Raw genomic sequence first — 16288 nt, 5'->3', positions numbered from 1 at the left:
ACACGCCGCCGCCACCCTTCCCGCGGCGAGGCGGAGGCCGGTCGATCGGAAACTGCGCCGGAAGTTTCAAGACAGTGCGATCGGCGCTGTCCGCCGGCCGAGAATGCCCGCTACTGATCACCGAGTTCCTGCGTGCCCACAGGGCATCCATAGCTTCCGCTACTTTCCGGAAACCCGGAACCCGCTGATCGAGTACTACATCGTCGACAACTGGGGCACCTACCGCCCGACCGGCACCTTCAAGGGCACGGTCACCAGCGACGGCTACATGATCCTGGCCACCGAGGGCTACCAGAGCAGCGGCAACTCCAACATCACCATCGGCGGCTCCGGTGGTGGAGGGGGCGGCGGCGGCAGCTGCACCGCGACGCTGTCCGCCGGCCAGCAGTGGAGCGACCGCTACAACCTCAACGTCTCGGTCAGCGGCGCGAGCAGCTGGACCGTGACGATGAACGTCCCGTCGCCCGCGAAGATCATCGCCACCTGGAACATCTCCGCGAGCTACCCGACCGCGCAGCAGCTCGTCGCCAGACCCAACGGCAGCGGCAACAACTGGGGCGTCACGATCCAGCACAACGGCAACTGGAACTGGCCAACGGTCTCCTGCGCCGCGGGCTGACCGCTTCCTGCGGCGCGGCGGCCGACGGGCCGCCGCGCCGCGTTCTCTTGCGCCACACCAGCCCCTCAACGTGCTCTACGTCACCGAAGCGGGTGAAACGCATACCCCCACTTGCATAACGATGCGCCCGTGCGCATATACTTCCTTCGTGTCCAAGGTTCTCACCTCCCTTCCTGTCGGCGAACACGTCGGAATCGCCTTCTCCGGCGGCCTCGACACCTCGGTAGCGGTCGCGTGGATGCGCGAGAAGGGAGCGGTGCCCTGCACCTACACCGCAGACATCGGGCAGTACGACGAGCCCGACATCGCGTCGGTGCCCGGCCGCGCCACGGCGTACGGCGCCGAGCTCGCCCGGCTGGTCGACTGCCGCGCCGCCCTGGTCGAGGAGGGCCTGGCCGCGCTGGCGTGCGGCGCGTTCCACATCCGCTCCGGCGGCCGCGCCTACTTCAACACCACCCCGCTGGGCCGGGCCGTGACCGGCACGCTGCTGGTCCGGGCGATGCTCGAGGACGGCGTGCAGATCTGGGGCGACGGCTCCACCTTCAAGGGCAACGACATCGAGCGGTTCTACCGCTACGGCCTGCTGGCGAACCCGTCCCTGCGCATCTACAAGCCGTGGCTGGACGCCCAGTTCGTGCACGAGCTCGGCGGCCGCAAGGAGATGTCGGAGTGGCTGACCGAGCGCAGCCTGCCCTACCGGGACAGCGTCGAGAAGGCGTACTCGACCGACGCGAACATCTGGGGCGCCACCCACGAGGCCAAGTCCCTCGAACTGCTCGACACCGGCATCGAGATCGTCGAGCCGATCATGGGCGTGCGGTTCTGGGACCCGGCGGTGGAGATCGCCCCCGAGGACGTCACCATCGGCTTCGAGCAGGGCCGCCCGGTGACCGTCAACGGCCGGCGGTTCGACTCGGCCGTCGACCTGGTGCTGGCGGTCAACGCCATCGGCGGCCGGCACGGCCTGGGCATGTCCGACCAGATCGAGAACCGGATCATCGAGGCCAAGAGCCGGGGCATCTACGAGGCGCCCGGCATGGCGCTGCTGCACGCCGCCTACGAGCGGCTGGTCAACGCGATCCACAACGAGGACACGCTGGCGGCGTACCACGCCGAGGGCCGGCGGCTGGGCCGCCTGCTCTACGAGGGCCGCTGGCTGGACCCGCAGGCGCTCATGCTGCGCGAGTCGCTGCAGCGCTGGGTCGGCTCGGCGATCACCGGCGAGGTGACGCTGCGGCTGCGGCGCGGTGAGGACTACTCCATCCTGGACACCACCGGCCCGGCCCTGAGCTACCACCCGGACAAGCTGTCCATGGAGCGCACCGAGGACGCCGCGTTCGGTCCGGTCGACCGGATCGGCCAGCTGACCATGCGCAACCTGGACATCGCCGACTCCCGCGCCAAGCTGGAGCAGTACGCCCGGATCGGCATCGTGGGCAGCGGCCCGCAGACCGCGCTGACCGCCGCGGCGCAGCCGGCCACCACCGTCCTGATCGGCGTGCTGCCCGAGGGCGGCGCCGAGGCGATCGCCGACCGCGGCGAGACCGCCGACCACGAGGGCCTGCTGAGCATCTCCGCGATGGAGCAGGGCAACGACTGACCACGCCAAGGAAATGTGAACGGCGCCGCGCGGGCAACCGCGCGGCGCCGTTTCCGTTGCGCGGGCAGGATACGCGTGGCAACATGCATTGCAATATCTAAGGATATTGATCAGAGGAGGTCACATGGCTCGCGTGCTGCGTCACGTCGCCGCCCGGCTGATGGGCAGGTCCCAGGTCAGCGGCCGCTATCCGTACTGGTTCTACGGTTACGAGCAGTAGCCCTGCCCGTCAACGCGCCGATGACAGGATCCCGGACCGGGATCCTGTGGCTTTTTCAGGGAGCCTGATGTCGCAGCCCGAGCAGTGCGTACGGCCCCCGGGCCCGCGCGGGCACTGGCTGCTGGGCAACACGCCCGCCTACGACGCCGACCGCATGGGCTTCCTGCGCCGCACCCACGCCGCATACGGCGACGTCTTCTCCTTCGACGAGCGCACCGTCTTCGTCACCGATCCCGAGCTGACCCACGATGCGCTGGCCCGCACCAACACCAGCTTCCTCACCGAACTGGCGCCGTTCGCCCCGCGGCCCGACCTCACCCAGGCCGCCGCTCAGGCCGACGCCTGGATGTCGGCACGCCGCACGGTGTGGGCCGGACTGAACCACTCCGCCGCGGCCGCCGCCGACGCGCGCACGGTCGAGCTGCTCGACGAGCACCTGCGTACGGCCGCCGAGCGCGAAACCGACGTGGTGGACCTGATGCGCTCGTTCGCCGCCCACACGATCGCCGAGTACTGCTTCGGGCCGGACTCGGCTGGCATCCCCGCCCTGCTCGCCGACAACCTCGCCATCACCGAGCCGTTCACCGGCTCGTCGTACCAGTTCCCCGCCTGGCTGCCGCTGCCCCGCCACCGCCGCTTCTTCCGGGTGCACCGGGACACCGTCGAGACGCTGACCGGGATCGTGCGGCGGCGGCGTGCCTCGGGGGGCGGCGGGCGGGACCTGCTCGGCTTCCTGCTCGGCGCGGACCCGGCGATGCCCGACCGCACCGTGACGGCGACGCTGCGCGGCATCCTGATGGGCGGGCACGGCATACCCGCGGCGGCGTACGCCTCCATCGTCAAGGAGCTCGCCACCAGGCCGCAGCTCGCCGCGGACCTGCGGGACGAGGCCGGGCACGGCGTGCCCGCGGCCCGGCTGCCGCTGGCCGAGGCGGTGGTCAAGGAGGTGCTGCGGCTGCAGCCGCCGGTGTGGTTGATGACCCGGACCGCGAGCGCTGCCACCACGCTGGGCGGCTGGTCGCTGGCTCCCGGCGACGAGGTGCTGCTGAACCCGTACCTGATCCAGCGTGATCCGCGCTGGTGGGCGCGGCCCGACGAGTTCGATCCGGGCCGCTGGCTCTCCGGGCAGGCCGCGCCGCGGGCGGCGTACCTGCCGTTCGGGGCCGGGCCGCGGGTGTGCGTCGGGTCCGCACTGACCATGCGGCAGCTGACCCTGGCGACCTCACGCCTGGCGCAGGCCTACACGGTCGAGTCGGGCAACGCCGCCACCGCCGCGCCGCGCTTCCACGGCCGGCTCGCCCCGGCGGGCATGCGGGCCCGCTTCCGTCCGGCGCACCGCTGAGCGGCGAACGGCCCATCGACCATCCTGGAGGTATCCCGAGTGCAGCAAGCCCCGGCCCTGGTCATCGGCATCGCCTCGTCCTCGGCCGAGCGGCGGCAGCTGACCCGGCTGCTGGGTGCGAGCAGCGCCTTCCTGATCGTGTCGAACGCCGGTGAGGCGCGCGAGTTCCTCGGCGTGGTCGACCTGCTGCCGGAGGCCGCGCCGCCGGAACCGCCGGACGAGCCGTTGCGGCTGGCTCCCGGCCTGGCCGTGGACTCCGACCGCCGGGTGCTGCGCTGGCGCGACCGGGAGGCCGAACTGACCCGGCTGGAGCACGACGTGCTGCGCTGCCTGTGCGAGGCACCGGGGCAGGTGTGGACCTACGAGCGGCTGCACGACACCGTGTGGGGCAACCGGCACCTGGGCCGGGGCTCCGACATGCACTCGGTGGTGCGGCGGCTGCGCGCCAAGTTCGCCCGGCTCGACGCTGCGGCGACGATCGAGACCGTGCGTGGGGTCGGCTTCCGGCTCGCCGCGCGCTGACGCTCCCGGCCGGGCACGTCCGGCTGAACGTCCCCGGCCCGACCTCCTGGCTGAGCATCGGTAGACGTGGTCCGGCCCGCCCGATCCGAAGACCGGGCGGGCCGGAGCCGTTTCAGCAGGCTAACGGTCGCACGTCAACACCGGATGGGTGCCAGCGCGAAGTCCTCGACCGTGGGTGTGGTGACGTTGACCCTGGTCTGGCGGGTCTGGGGCTTCCAGCCGTCCTTGGCCACGATCATCGTCAGCGGGTTGTTGCGGCGGTCCATCCAGTACGCGTACTTGCCCTGGGCGTCCGTCGCGAAGGTCCACGACATGGCCCACGAGTCCACCTGGACCACCGCACCGGCGATCGGCGAGCTCACGCCCTGGCAGCTGGTGCCCGTCACGGTGCCCATGAGCTTGCCCCAGGTCCTGGGGGGCGTCACGTTCATCGTGATGTCGACCGGCGCGACCGTGTACGGCGTGTTCTCCTTGATCGCGACCGCGGCGGTGTAGGTGCCCGGCTGGTCCACGTTCGCGGTCATGCCGACGGTGACGGTGACCGCCTGTCCGGGCGCCAGCGTGACCGCGCCCTTGTCGATGGTCAGCCAGCTGACGTCGGCCGCGGCCGCGGCGCAGCCCTCGAAGCCCGGCAGCGCCTCGCTGTCCGGCGCCGCGTTGAAGTTGCCCGAGGAACCACCGATCTTGTAGAAGCCGCAGGCCGCGCCACCGCGGTAGCGGGCCGTGTTGGCGTTGGGCAGCGCCGACCACGACCCGGCGGCCGGGTCGTAGGCGAAGCCCGCGTTGGTGATGGCGCCGCCCTGCGAGCCGCCGACGACCAGCAGCTTGCCGTTGGCGACCGCGAACGAGCTGGCCCAGCTGTCGACCGGCGCGTCCGCGATGGCGGTCCAGCTGTTCGCGCCCGGGTCGAACGCGTAGCTGGCCTTCTGCGCGGCGGAGCCGTCGTTGCCGCCGGTGCAGTAGATCGTGCCGTCGATCCCGCCGCAGGAGGCGAACGCCACCGACTTCGGGTACGCCGCCACGGTCGTCCAGCTGTCGGCCGCCGGGTCGTAGCGGACCACGGTGTTCGACATCGGGGTGCAGCTGGAGGTGGTGCAGCCGCCGATCGCGTACAGCTTGCCGTCGATCACCGCCTGACCGGCCGCGGCGCGCGGCGCCGGGTTGGCCGCCAGCGCGGTCCAGGTGTTCGCCGCCGGGTCGTAGGACCACGTGCCGGCGTCCGGGCCGGAGGCGCCCCAGCCGCCGGTCGCGATGATCTTCCCGCCGACGACGCCCACCGCCATGGCGTTGCGCGCGGCGGGCAGGTCGGCGATCGGCGACCAGGTCTGGGCGATCGGGTCGTAGACGTAGTTCTTCGCGGTCGACGCGGTGCCGTTGCCGCCCGCGATCGAGTAGATCTTGCCGTCCAGGGCCACCACCCGGTTGTCCATCACGTTGGCCGGGTAGTCGGTGATGTCGGCCCAGGGGTCGGCCTGCGGCGCGGCGGCGGGCGTGACGGCGTTGGCCGACATGCCCGACGGGCGGGCCGCCAGCGAGGTGGCCGTGGTGAGCCGCTGCAGCGGCGCGCCCGCGGAACCGAGCAGCTCCTGCTTGCTGACCCGCGAGCCGTCGGCCCGCAGCAGCACGAAGCCGCCCTCCCGCTCGCTGAACACGACGTCGACCGGGGCGCCGCCGGTGTTGGTCACCGTGAACGTCTTGGTGGCCTTGCCGGTGGGCATCTGCACGGTCGCGCTCAGCGAAGCAGGCTGCACCTTGAGCCGCCCGGCCGCGAGCTGGAAGCTCGCCGCCGTCGCCCAGTCGGCCTGGACGTCGACCGGCTTGCTCAGGCTGACGTAGCCGCCGGCCTGCGCGGTGAACGGGTGCGACCCCGTCAGGGTCGAGAACAACCAGTAGAAGCCGTCGGCCAGCCCGGGGTCGTCCGGGGTCGCCGCGGTGACGGCCTTCTCCGCCGGGCGGTCGTCGCTGGTGACGGTGGCGCCGTTGACGTAGGAGCCGTCGTTCTTGTCCCGGACGTGCCCGAAGACCAGGCCGCCGTCGATCGGCGAGCAGGTCACCGCGCTGCCGATCAGCACGTTGTCGACCGACCACCACCACTCGTACGACGCGTCGTAGTAGTGGAAGCGGACCTGCACCTGCGACTGGCCGGCCGCCTGCGGGATCGGGATCTCGGTGGTGCGCGGACCGCGGAAGTCGGCAGCCTGCCGCAGCAGGTTGGTCCAGGTCGCACCGCCGTCGAGGCTCAGGTCGACGTCGGCGCGGTCGGAGCCGAGCTGGTTGAAGTCCTGGTTGAACCGGATCACCGGCGCGGTGACGGCGGTCAGGTCGACGACGGGGCTCACCAGTGAGGTGTTCTGGTTGCCGCCGAGACCGTAGTCGTCACTGTCGATGATCGCGAAGTTGCCGCTGCCGCCGGTCAGGTTGCCCCGGCCGCCGTCGTCGGTGAACTTCCAGACCTGGCCGGTGCCGGCGTGGTCCACCACGGTCCAGCCGGGCGGCGCGGTCGTGCCGTCGAAGGTCTCGTACTCGCCGTCGGAGCCGAAGGCGTAGCCGGGCGCCGCGCAGGTCGTGGCGTTGACCGGCAGCGCCGCGTTGGCCACGACATTGCCCGAGGTGATGGTGACGTCCTTGGTCACCGACTGGTAGCCGGGGTACTGCGACTCGAACTTGAGGGTGTAGGTCGAGCCCGCCGGCAGCGTGAAGCTGTAGCGGCCGTTGCCGGGCGCGGTGTGGTCGTACACGCCCGACGGCCCCTGCACGGTGACCTTCGCGTACAGCGGCCAGCCGTGGCCGGAGCCGTCGGTGACCGTGCCGCTGACGGTGTAGCTCGGCACGGGCGCCAGCGCGAAGTCGACCGTGGTGGTCGCCCCGTCGGTGATCGTGGCGGGTTTGGCGGCGCCGGTGTAGCCGAACGCCGCGACCGCGACCTGGTAGGCGCCGGCCGGCAGCAGGATCGAGTAGGTGCCGTCCGCCCCGGTGGTGATCTCGCGGGAGAGGTCCGTGCCGGTGACGGTCACGGTCGCGCCCGGCAGCGGGCTGTCCGTGGCCGAGTCGGTGACCGTGCCGGACAGCGTGCCGGTGTCGCCGATCGGAGCGGCGTTGAGCAGCGCCAGCGCGTCCAGCCGGCCCTCGCCGTAGACGTTGTTGTCGGCCGTGGTGCCGCCGCACTGGGCGTCGGCCTTGTCGATCGCGGCGCCGTTGAGCAGCGCGCGCGTCGCGTTGATGTCGCCGACCAGGGCCGGTGCGGCCGACCACAGCAGCGCGATGGCGCCCGCGAGGTGCGGGGCGGCCATCGAGGTGCCGCTGAAACTGGCGTAGCCGCTGCCCGGGACGCTCGATCGGACGTTCACGCCCGGTGCGGAGATGTTCGGCTTGATCTCGCCGTTCTGCCCGGCGCCCCGGGAGGAGAACCCGGCGACGTTGTTGTTGACGTCGTACGCGCCGGTCGAGTAGTTGCTGACCAGGCTGCCCGGCGAGCCGCTGGTCTGGCAGGCGGGCCCGTTGTTGCCGTTGGACCAGGTCCCGAAGATGCCGGACGCGGCCCAGGCCAGCGTCACGTCCTCCATGAACGGCGCGTTGGAGGGCAGCTCGCTGCCCCACGAGTTGTTGATGATGTTCGGCCGCTTGCTCGCGTCCGGGTTCTGCCCGGCGGAGTCGGTCGGCTCCAGCATCCACTCACCCGAGGTGACCAGGGCGGCGTCGGTGGGGCAGCAGCCGTTGGCCGCGATCCACTTCACGCCCGGCGCGACACCGATCTGGTTGGCCCCGGCCGAACCGGCCATGGTGCCCATGGTGTGCGTGCCGTGGCCGTCCTCGTCGCACGGGATGTCGCAGGCCCCGGCCGCGTCGAACCAGTTGTAGTCGTGGTCGAAGGTGCCGTCGCCGTTGTTGCCGCGGTAGGAGGCGACCAGCGCCGGGTGGTCGAACTGGACCCCGGTGTCGATGTTGGCGATGGTGATGCCCTCGCCCTGCACGCCGTACTGGGACCACACGTCGTCGGCGTTGATGTTGGCGATGCCCCATTCGAGGGCGTTGACGGTGTGCTCGTCGGTGCCGGGCGTGGTCTCGGGCACCTTGTAGGCGACCGGGGCGTAGAGGCCCTCGACCTCGGCGTGGGCGGCGAGGTTCTGCGCCATGGACAGCGAGCCGCCGGTGACCCGGATGGCGTTGGTCGCCCAGAACGTGCGGTACTTGACCTTGGCGTCGTCGAGTTCGGCCCGTACCTTGGCCTGGCTCTCGCTCGCGGTCTTGCGCAGGGCGTCGGCGACGGCGGTGCCGCGCTGCGCCCAGTCCTTGATGGCGCTCGCCTTGCTCAGGTCGGCCCGTTCGGTGAACCGGACCCAGAAGTCGCCTTCGCTCTTGGCCTGGAACTGCTTGGCCAGCTCCGGCCGGATCTTGTCACCCACCTCGGTGCCGGCGGCCTGGGCCGCCGTGCCGACGCCGGTCAGCGCCGTCGCGGCGAGGACCGCCGCCGCACCGGCGCTGACCAGTCTTCTTCCGGTGGATCTCCATGTCGGACGTCTGAACATCGGTGTTTCCTCCCCCAGAACGACCCGGATCGAATGGGCCGCGGGGAGGTGCAGGGGATTCGCCCGGATGGATCCGAGTGGACGATCCCTCCTCCATCCCCCGCTAACCGTGCGTGTCGCGCCGGTGGCCCGTTTGGACACTATGATCGAGCAAAACGGACGATCAATAGCTGGCTGTGAGCAACTTGTCGTCAACGCGGGCACCGTTGGCGGCCGGATTGCCCATCACTGTCAGCCCGATGGCGAGTCCCGGGTGGGTGCTGTGACCGAGGACGACGAGACGACGCCGGACCGGCTCGACCCGGCCGACGAGCTGTACACGCTGCTGATCGCGGTCGCGCCGTCACCGGCCGAGCGGATCCGGCTGGCCGAGCGGCTGGACGGCATCGCGCCGCTGCTGCTGGTGGCCGACCTGGGCGAGCTGCGCCGGCTGATTCCGGGCCCGCACCAGCCGGTCGCGGCCGGGTCGGCGAGCGGTGCCGATGACGCTCTGGTGCTGGACGCGGTCCGGTCGAAGGCCCGCTGCCAGGGCCGTGAGGTCGAGCTGACCCGGCTGGAGCTCGACCTGCTGACCTGCCTGACCACCGAGCCGGTGCGGGTCTGGAGCTACGCCGAGCTGCACGAGGCGGTGTGGCACGAGGAGGGCCGGGAGCGCCGCGCGGACGTGCAGTCGCTGGTCAAGCGGCTGCGCCGGAAGCTGCACGAGCTGGGCACGGGCACCACGATCGACGCGGTGCGCGGCGTCGGCCTGCGGCTCAGCGACCGGCGGCAGCCGCGGGTCGGCCGGTCCTGACCGCTGCCCGAAACAGGCAATGTGGGCGCGGCGCTGAGTCGGTCCGCATTCCGACAGGACGGACCGGGCGGGCCGGGGCGGCACTTGGCCGGACCGGAGCGTGACCGATACGCGACAATTGTCGGTGAGCGGTTCCGGCCTGCGCTGACCGGCCGCCCCACCGAGGAGGTCACACCATGGACGTCGACACCCTGGCCGAACTGCTCCGGGAGACCGAGGAGCACCACGGCGCGTACGAGGCGAGCGCACCCGAGCACCACTGGTCGGACTGGTACGCCGCCTACATGGTCGCCCGCCAGGGCGGCCGGTCGCCCGACGAGGCCGCCGCCGAGGCCGGCCGGCACATGGAGACGGTGCTCAAGTGACGGGCTGATCCAGAAATCTTCGCCGCCGGGCGACGAGTTCGGCCTTCCGCGCCGGTCATGTCTCCGAGGACTTCGTCCGGAAGGAGAAAGATGATGACGGCTGAGACCCTGACCGGCGCCGCGCTGCCGCAGGTGGTCGACCGCGAGACCTGGTCACGCGCCCGCGACGAGCTGCTGGCGCGGGAAAAGGCGCACACCCGTGAAGGCGACGCCATCGCGGCCGCCCGGCGGCGGCTGCCGATGACCCCGGTGCCGCCGGACGCGACCGTGCACGGCCCCAACGGCCCGACGCCGCTGCTGGACGTGTTCGAGGGCCGGCGGATGCTGATCGCGTACTACCACATGTGGCACCACGGCGAGCCGTGGGAGAACCAGTGCGAGGGCTGCACCTTCGCCACCTGCCACCTGGACATGCGGGACTACCTGCACGCCCGGGACATCACCTACGCCGTGTTCTGCGAGGGCTCGTACGCCGAGAGCGCCCCGTTCGCCGAGTTCATGGGCTACCGGTTCCCGTGGTACTCGGCGAAGGACGCCGATCCGGCGCTGGTGGACGGGCGCGGCTTCGGGATGATCGTGTGCTACCTGCGCGACGGGGACCAGGTCTACGAGACCTACTGGACCACCGGCCGGGGTGTGGAGGCGCTGCTGACCAGCTACCACGCGCTCGACCTGACGGTGTACGGCCGCCAGGAGGGCTGGGAGGACTCGCCCGAGGGCTGGCCGCGGGTGGAGGGCCATCCGTGGCGAGTGGACGGCCGCCCGACGGCCCAGTGGAGCCGGCCGGGCGTCACGCCGGTGGGGTCGGCCGGCTCCTGCTGCGGCGGGCACTGACGGGGGCGGGCCGTGACCGGCGGGTTCCGGTCACGGCCCGCATGTGCTCAGACGCGGGTGAGGCGGACGGCGTCGGCGATGACCAGGCCGGTGCCGTTCGTCCAGCGGCTCACCCCGACCTTGTTCTCGTCACCCGCGCTCAGCGTGAAGGTGCCCAGGGTGCGCCAGCCGCCGCCGTTGTAGCGCTGGTCGACGTGCACGGTCTGGTTGCCGCTCGGCGTGACGATCACGTACGGCGCCTTCGTGCTGTACCCGGGCAGCGCGGGCCACCACGCGTCCACCCGGTAGGTGGCGGTCTCCGGCACCGCGAACCGGTACCAGGCCGCGTCGCTGGCCGACACGGGCTCGGCGTAGCGGTAGTCGGCGCCGTAGCGCTGGGTGGAGTACGACGACACACCCCACGCGGCGCTCGCGGTGAACCGGCCCTCGGTGGTGTTGTCGACGATCTGCGACCAGGCCGTCGACGGGTTGTCCGGGTCGCCCGCGGGCGGGGTCAGCGCGGTGCCCAGCGCGTACGGGCGGCCCATGTTCGGGGTGCCGTCGGCGTTCCAGCCGATCTTCTGGGCCCGGGTGGTCCGGCCCGCGTAGGTGTACGCCGACGTGGTCTTGCCGTGGTAGACGATCCAGTCCTCGCTGCCGTCGGGCGACTTGAAGAAGCCGTTGTGGCCCGGACCGTAGACGCCCGCGGCGTCGTTGCGCCAGAACACCGGCCCGGCGTGCTGGAGCCAGTTGGCCGGCACCAGCGGGTCGGCACCGTTGGCGATCGACTTCATCCACAGTTGGTAGTCGGGCTTGCCGGTGTCGCAGGTGGAGTACACCAGGAACAGCCGGTTCGCGCCGCGCAGGCCGGTCGGGCCCTCGCGCACCTCGGTGCAGCCGCCGCTGGCCGGCAGCGCCACCCGCGAGCCGGTCACCGACCACGGCGTGTCCATGCGCTGCAGGTAGAGCTGTGCCGGGCCGCCCATGCCGCGGCCGGGTCCGGCCCAGGCGAAGTACATCTGCCCGTTGTGCACGAACGGCTCGCCGTCGATGGCGTACTCGCCGTGGTCGGCGATGCGGGCCTTGAAGTGGTACGGGCCCAGCGGGTCGTCGCCGTCAGACTCGATCACATAGTTGCGGTGCGCGGCGTCGGTGCCGTTGCTGGCGGTGTAGTAGATGTACCAGCGCTGCCCGAACCGGTACAGCGCCGGAGCCCACAGCTGCTGGTTACGGCTCGGGTCGCCGTCCCGCCACACCGTGGTCTCCCCGGCGGTGGCCAGCCCGGCCAGCCGCGGCGAGCGCCAGATGCCGATCCGGTCCCCCAGCGTGGTCGCCAGGTAGTAGTTGCCGTTCACGTACGTCAGCGTCGGGTCGGCGCTGCCGTTGAGCGGGTTGGTGAACGAACCCGCCGCCCGCGCGGGCACTCCGGGCACCACCAGCAGCAACAGCGTCGTCAGCAACAGGGTCAGTCGTCTCATGCCATCAACTCCCAGGTCGGAAACAGTCGGCACGAGCATCGATGGGCGCATCGACGGGCGCCAGTCGCTTCGGGCTGAGCCGAAGCGTCGGCCGTGGTAGATTGCGCCGCAGCGGAGGTCGGGCGATGCTGCGCATACACTTCACCGCCGCGGACCTGGGCGCGGTGCGGCTCGCCGCCGACGCCGATCCGCTGTGGGAGTCCCTGCTGAGCCAGCACCTGCTGCGCGGCGGCGCGACGCCGCCGGTGCTCGGCGACTGGCGGGCGGCCGCGACCGCCCGGCTCACCCCGCAGATGCGTGCGCTGATGGGCCTGGCCCCGCCGACCGGCTACTCGGCCGACTTCCTCACCCCGACCAGTGGCGTACGCGACATCGCGGCGGGCATCGACGCGGTGCTCGCCACGCCCCTGGAGCACCTGCGCGCCGACCTGCACCGGCTGGTGACCCGGCGGCCGTCGTCGGGCTGGCTGCGGCGGCTGGCCGACGGCGACCGGCGGGCGCTGAGCGCGCTGGCCGCGGTGATGCGCTCCTACTTCGACGCGGTGCTGAGCCCGCACTGGGAGCTCATCGCCAGCCAGGTCGCCGCGGCGCGGGCGCGCGGCGCGCGGCGCATGGTGGACGGCGGGGTGGACCGGCTGCTCACGACGCTGCACCCGGCGGTGCGCTGGGAGGCGCCGACCCTGCACGTCGCCTACCCGGTCGACCGTGACCTGCACCTGGACGGGCGCGGCCTGGTGCTGATGCCGTCGTTCTTCTGCCGGCGGACGCCGGTCACGCTGCGGGCGGCGGACCGGCCGCCGGTGCTGGTGTATCCGATCGACGACGAGCTCGGCTGGGCGGCCGGCCCCGCGGCGGCACCCGGCGACCGCCTGCTCGCGCTGCTGGGCACGACCCGGGCCGCGGTGCTGCGTACCGTCGCGCTCCACCCGCACGGCTGCACCACCGGCGAGCTGGCCGCGCGGGTGCGGGTCTCGCTGTCCAGCGCCAGCGAGCACGCGACCACGCTGCGCCGGGCCGGGTTGCTGTGGGCGCGGCCGTGCGGCAGGCACACCCTGCACACCGTCACGCCCCTGGGCTACGCGCTGCTCGACGGAGCGTCACGGGCCGAGAGGTAACGCATCACATCATGGGACGACAAGTTGATCTGGTTGACAGGTGTCGTTAACGTGCCCAGACGTTGGTTTAAAGCTCCCCCGCAAGGTGAATGGAACGACACGTGACCGACCCCTTCGCGCAACCCCCGCAACCGTCCGACCCGTACCAGCCGGCGCATCCCCCGTACGGGCAGCCCCAGCAGCCCGTGTCGCCGGCCTACCCGCCGCCGCACCACAACCCGGCTCAGCCGGCCTACGGGCAGCCCGCCTACTTCCCCGGCGGCCAGCAGCCTCCGAAGAAGTCCAACAAGGGCCTGATCATCGGCATCGTCGCCGGTGTGCTCGTGCTGCTGCTGGTGCTCTGCGGCATCGGCGTCTGGGTGTTCGCCAACGCCGCCGACGACGACCCGGTCCTGCCCGACCCGAAGCCCGCACGCTCGAGCAGCACCGCGGCGCCGGCGCCCACCGCCGAGCAGCCCGGCGGCAACAACGCGCTGACCGCCCGGTACTCCTCCGACTTCGCCGAGGTGTGCCAGGGCGGGGCGATCCTGAACGCGGCCGACTACACCCCGGGGGCGGCGAAGGCGTACGTGTTCGCCAACTCGCCCGAGCGGACGACCCGGTGGAGCACCAAGTCCGTCAACTCCACCAAGCCGTACTACGCCAAGTCGGCGGACTACACCACGGTGAGCGTGGTCGGCTGCCTGGAATACGTGGCGGGCAGCGAAGCGGCCGGCCAGAAGTGCGCCATCAAGGCCTCCGACGGCAAGCAGTTGACCGTCGACTACCTGTCCTCGCGCTACACGCTGACGTTCTACGCGGCGAAGACCGGTGAGAAGGTGGCCGACGGCGGCACGATCAACGCGCCCGCCAACCGCTGCCCGAGCTTCCTCACGTACAACAAGGAGACCCTGAAGTCCTACGCGTCGCCGGACAGCGGCTCGCTGGACGCCGCGCTCGACAAGCTGCTGGTCGGCTGACCGGGCGGGTCCTGTCGACGGCCCCCGTTCCACGACGGAGCGGGGGCCGCTTCCGGTGGCGGCCGGAAAGCGCTTGCCATAGGATCGGCGAAATCCTGCGAATGGGGGGAGCCGAGGCAGCGGCCCAAAGTTCGCCATAGCTCACCAATCCGGACCGATCGACGTGCCGGCTATCGGCTTCTGGCCCGATTTCGTGCAACAAAACTGCAAATAGGATCCATTGACTGCCATAAGTAAGTCTTCCTATGTTGGCGGGAAAGCGCATTCCAACACAGGGAGGTCCTACAGTGCAGGAAGCGCACGTCCCCCCGCGGCGGAGCAGGCGCGCCCGCAGCGCCCTGGCCGCCGGTGTCAGCACGGCCGTCGCGGCGCTGGTCATCAGCGTCGGCGCGGTCGCCGCCAACGCGGCCACGCTGTTCTCCGACGACTTCAACGACGGCAACGCCACCGGCTGGACCACCTCCGGCGGCAGCTGGTCGGTCTCGTCCGGCGCGTACTCGCAGTCGAGCACCGGCGCGAGCGCCAAGGCGCTGGCCGGGTCCACGTCCTGGTCCACGGCCACCGTCTCGGCCAGGGTCCGGCCCGACACGTTCAGCGGCTCGTCGTCGCGCGGCGTCGGCATCGCCGCCCGCGCGCAGAGCACGTCCAACTTCTACGCGCTCGTGCTCACCGGCAGCACGGTGCAGCTGCGCAAGGGCAGCACGACCACGCTGGCCTCGGCGCCGTTCACGGCGTCGGCGGGCACCTGGTACACGCTGTCGCTCAGCGCGAACGGCAGCTCGCTCGTCGGCTCGGTCAACGGCGCGCAGCTGGTGTCGGCCTCGGACGGCTCGTACGCCACCGGGCGCGCCGGGCTGCTGGCCAACTACACGGCGGCCTCGTTCGACGACGTCCTGGCGACGGACGCGGCCGGCCCGAGCCCGTCCTCTCCCCCGGCGTCGCCGTCCACGCCCGCCTCGCCGTCCAGCTCACCGCCGCCGCCCTCGCCGTCGGCCAGCACCAGCCCGCCGCCGCCCCCGACCGGCCTGGTCGGCTGGGCAAGCCAGGCCGGCGGCACCACGGGCGGTGGCACCGGCCCGACGGTCACCGTGTCCAGCTGGGCCGACCTGCGCACCCAGGCGCAGGCCGCGGGCGCCCGGACGATCCTGGTCAACGGCATGCTCAGCGGCTCGGGCACCATCGAGGTCACCGCCAACAAGACGATCCGCGGCGTCGGCGCGGGCTCGGGCGTCTCCGGGACCACCCTCAACATCGAGGACATGCACCCGGCCAACGTGATCATCCAGAACCTGAACATCCGCGGGGTGCCCGGCGGCGACGCGATCCAGATCGAGAACGCCACCCACATCTGGATCGACCACAACACGCTGTCCAGCACCATCGAGAGCGACGTCGACTTCTACGACGGCATGATCGACATCACCCACGCCGGCGACTACATCACCGTGTCGTGGAACATCATCCGCGACCACTGGAAGACCTCGCTGGTCGGGCACTCCGACGGCAACTCCGGCGAGGACACCGGGCACCTGCGGATCACGTACCACCACAACTGGTTCGACCGGACCTTCGAGCGCAGCCCCCGGGTGCGCTTCGGCGAGACGGTCCACGTGTTCAACAACTACTACACCAACGTCAACAACAACTCGTCGTCGTACGCCATCGCGTCCACCATGAACGCCGGGGTGCTCGTCGAGGGCAACGTGTTCGAGAACGTGCAGCAGGCATGCTGGTCGGCCAGCGGCTACGCCGACTCCGATCCCGGCCGGCTGGTCGCCCGGGACAACTCGCTGACCAACTCCGGCCCGTGCGAGACCAACGGCTCGGTGGCCGCGGTCCCCTACGGCTACACCGCCCAGAGCTCCGGCACCGTGAAGGCGTCCGTCACGGCGGGCGCGGGGGCGGGCAAGCTCTGATCACAGACCCCCTGCTCGGG

At 71.5% G+C, this 16288-nt stretch carries 12 protein-coding genes; 10 read left to right on the top strand and 2 right to left on the bottom strand.

Annotated features, from left to right (window positions below; translation table 11 throughout):
• Positions 1-103: 103 nt before the first annotated feature.
• The 4 genes from CS0771_RS39495 (at position 104) to CS0771_RS24695 (ending at position 4303) form a co-directional block, all read left to right on the top strand.
• Positions 104-619 carry a glycoside hydrolase family 11 protein gene (locus CS0771_RS39495; RefSeq protein ID WP_305835155.1) on the top strand — a complete coding sequence of 172 codons (516 nt, stop codon included), beginning with the start codon at positions 104-106 and terminating at the stop codon, positions 617-619.
• A 148-nt stretch (positions 620-767) separates the two neighbouring features.
• Entirely contained in the window at positions 768-2219 is a 1452-nt protein-coding gene (gene argG, locus CS0771_RS24705) for an argininosuccinate synthase (protein WP_212843229.1), read from the top strand.
• Positions 2220-2506: 287 nt separating this feature from the next.
• Complete coding sequence (locus tag CS0771_RS24700; protein ID WP_212843228.1) at positions 2507-3781, top strand: cytochrome P450; 1275 nt, start codon at positions 2507-2509, stop codon at positions 3779-3781.
• Positions 3782-3820: 39 nt separating this feature from the next.
• Positions 3821-4303 carry a winged helix-turn-helix domain-containing protein gene (locus CS0771_RS24695; RefSeq protein ID WP_212843227.1) on the top strand — a complete coding sequence of 161 codons (483 nt, stop codon included), beginning with the start codon at positions 3821-3823 and terminating at the stop codon, positions 4301-4303.
• A gap of 134 nt (positions 4304-4437) precedes the next feature.
• On the opposite strand, the gene CS0771_RS24690 is transcribed toward CS0771_RS24695, so the two are convergent.
• Positions 4438-8829: a S8 family serine peptidase gene (locus CS0771_RS24690; protein ID WP_212843226.1), complete on the bottom strand. Its 4392-nt coding sequence runs from the start codon at positions 8827-8829 to the stop codon at positions 4438-4440.
• Positions 8830-9091: 262 nt separating this feature from the next.
• On the opposite strand from CS0771_RS24690, the gene CS0771_RS24685 reads away from it, so the two are divergent.
• The 3 genes from CS0771_RS24685 to CS0771_RS24675 all read left to right on the top strand — a co-directional run bounded on the left by CS0771_RS24685 (position 9092) and on the right by CS0771_RS24675 (position 10821).
• Complete coding sequence (locus tag CS0771_RS24685; RefSeq protein ID WP_244871006.1) at positions 9092-9622, top strand: winged helix-turn-helix domain-containing protein; 531 nt, start codon at positions 9092-9094, stop codon at positions 9620-9622.
• A 176-nt stretch (positions 9623-9798) separates the two neighbouring features.
• Complete coding sequence (locus tag CS0771_RS24680) at positions 9799-9987, top strand: bleomycin resistance protein (protein ID WP_212843224.1); 189 nt, start codon at positions 9799-9801, stop codon at positions 9985-9987.
• A 93-nt stretch (positions 9988-10080) separates the two neighbouring features.
• Positions 10081-10821, top strand: coding sequence for a DUF899 family protein (locus CS0771_RS24675; protein WP_212843223.1), 741 nt, complete (start codon positions 10081-10083; stop codon positions 10819-10821).
• Between the two features lie 47 nt (positions 10822-10868).
• Here the strand turns inward: CS0771_RS24675 and CS0771_RS24670 are convergent, their stop codons facing one another.
• Positions 10869-12278: a family 43 glycosylhydrolase gene (locus CS0771_RS24670; protein ID WP_212843222.1), complete on the bottom strand. Its 1410-nt coding sequence runs from the start codon at positions 12276-12278 to the stop codon at positions 10869-10871.
• A gap of 125 nt (positions 12279-12403) precedes the next feature.
• On the opposite strand from CS0771_RS24670, the gene CS0771_RS24665 reads away from it, so the two are divergent.
• From CS0771_RS24665 to CS0771_RS24655, 3 genes are all read left to right on the top strand, one after another.
• The gene (locus CS0771_RS24665; RefSeq protein WP_212843221.1) at positions 12404-13393 is read left to right on the top strand and encodes a helix-turn-helix transcriptional regulator; all 990 of its coding nucleotides are present in this window, start codon (positions 12404-12406) and stop codon (positions 13391-13393) included.
• Between the two features lie 101 nt (positions 13394-13494).
• A complete protein-coding gene (locus tag CS0771_RS24660) occupies positions 13495-14352 on the top strand; it encodes a hypothetical protein (protein WP_212843220.1) in 858 nt (285 codons plus the stop codon).
• A 287-nt stretch (positions 14353-14639) separates the two neighbouring features.
• Positions 14640-16268 (top strand): polysaccharide lyase family 1 protein, encoded by a 1629-nt coding sequence (locus CS0771_RS24655; RefSeq protein WP_244871005.1) that lies wholly within the window; start codon positions 14640-14642, stop codon positions 16266-16268.
• The last annotated feature ends 20 nt before the right edge of the window (positions 16269-16288 follow it).

It is taken from the genome of Catellatospora sp. IY07-71, assembly GCF_018326265.1.
In the GTDB taxonomy this organism is placed as follows: domain Bacteria; phylum Actinomycetota; class Actinomycetes; order Mycobacteriales; family Micromonosporaceae; genus Catellatospora.
The sequence above is the reverse complement of the archived record's forward strand: the minus strand, read 5'-3'. Positions and strand labels throughout refer to the sequence as shown.

Bases quoted from the DNA above. Each gene is read 5' to 3' on its own strand.
- CS0771_RS39495 (WP_305835155.1), top strand. From the start codon at position 104: ATGCCCGCTACTGATCACCGAGTTCCTGCGTGCCCACAGGGCATCCAT.
- CS0771_RS24690 (WP_212843226.1), bottom strand. From the start codon at position 8,829: ATGTTCAGACGTCCGACATGGAGATCCACCGGAAGAAGACTGGTCAGC.
- CS0771_RS24665 (WP_212843221.1), top strand. From the start codon at position 12,404: ATGCTGCGCATACACTTCACCGCCGCGGACCTGGGCGCGGTGCGGCTC.
- CS0771_RS24675 (WP_212843223.1), top strand. From the start codon at position 10,081: ATGACGGCTGAGACCCTGACCGGCGCCGCGCTGCCGCAGGTGGTCGAC.
- CS0771_RS24680 (WP_212843224.1), top strand. From the start codon at position 9,799: ATGGACGTCGACACCCTGGCCGAACTGCTCCGGGAGACCGAGGAGCAC.
- CS0771_RS24700 (WP_212843228.1), top strand. From the start codon at position 2,507: ATGTCGCAGCCCGAGCAGTGCGTACGGCCCCCGGGCCCGCGCGGGCAC.
- CS0771_RS24670 (WP_212843222.1), bottom strand. From the start codon at position 12,278: ATGAGACGACTGACCCTGTTGCTGACGACGCTGTTGCTGCTGGTGGTG.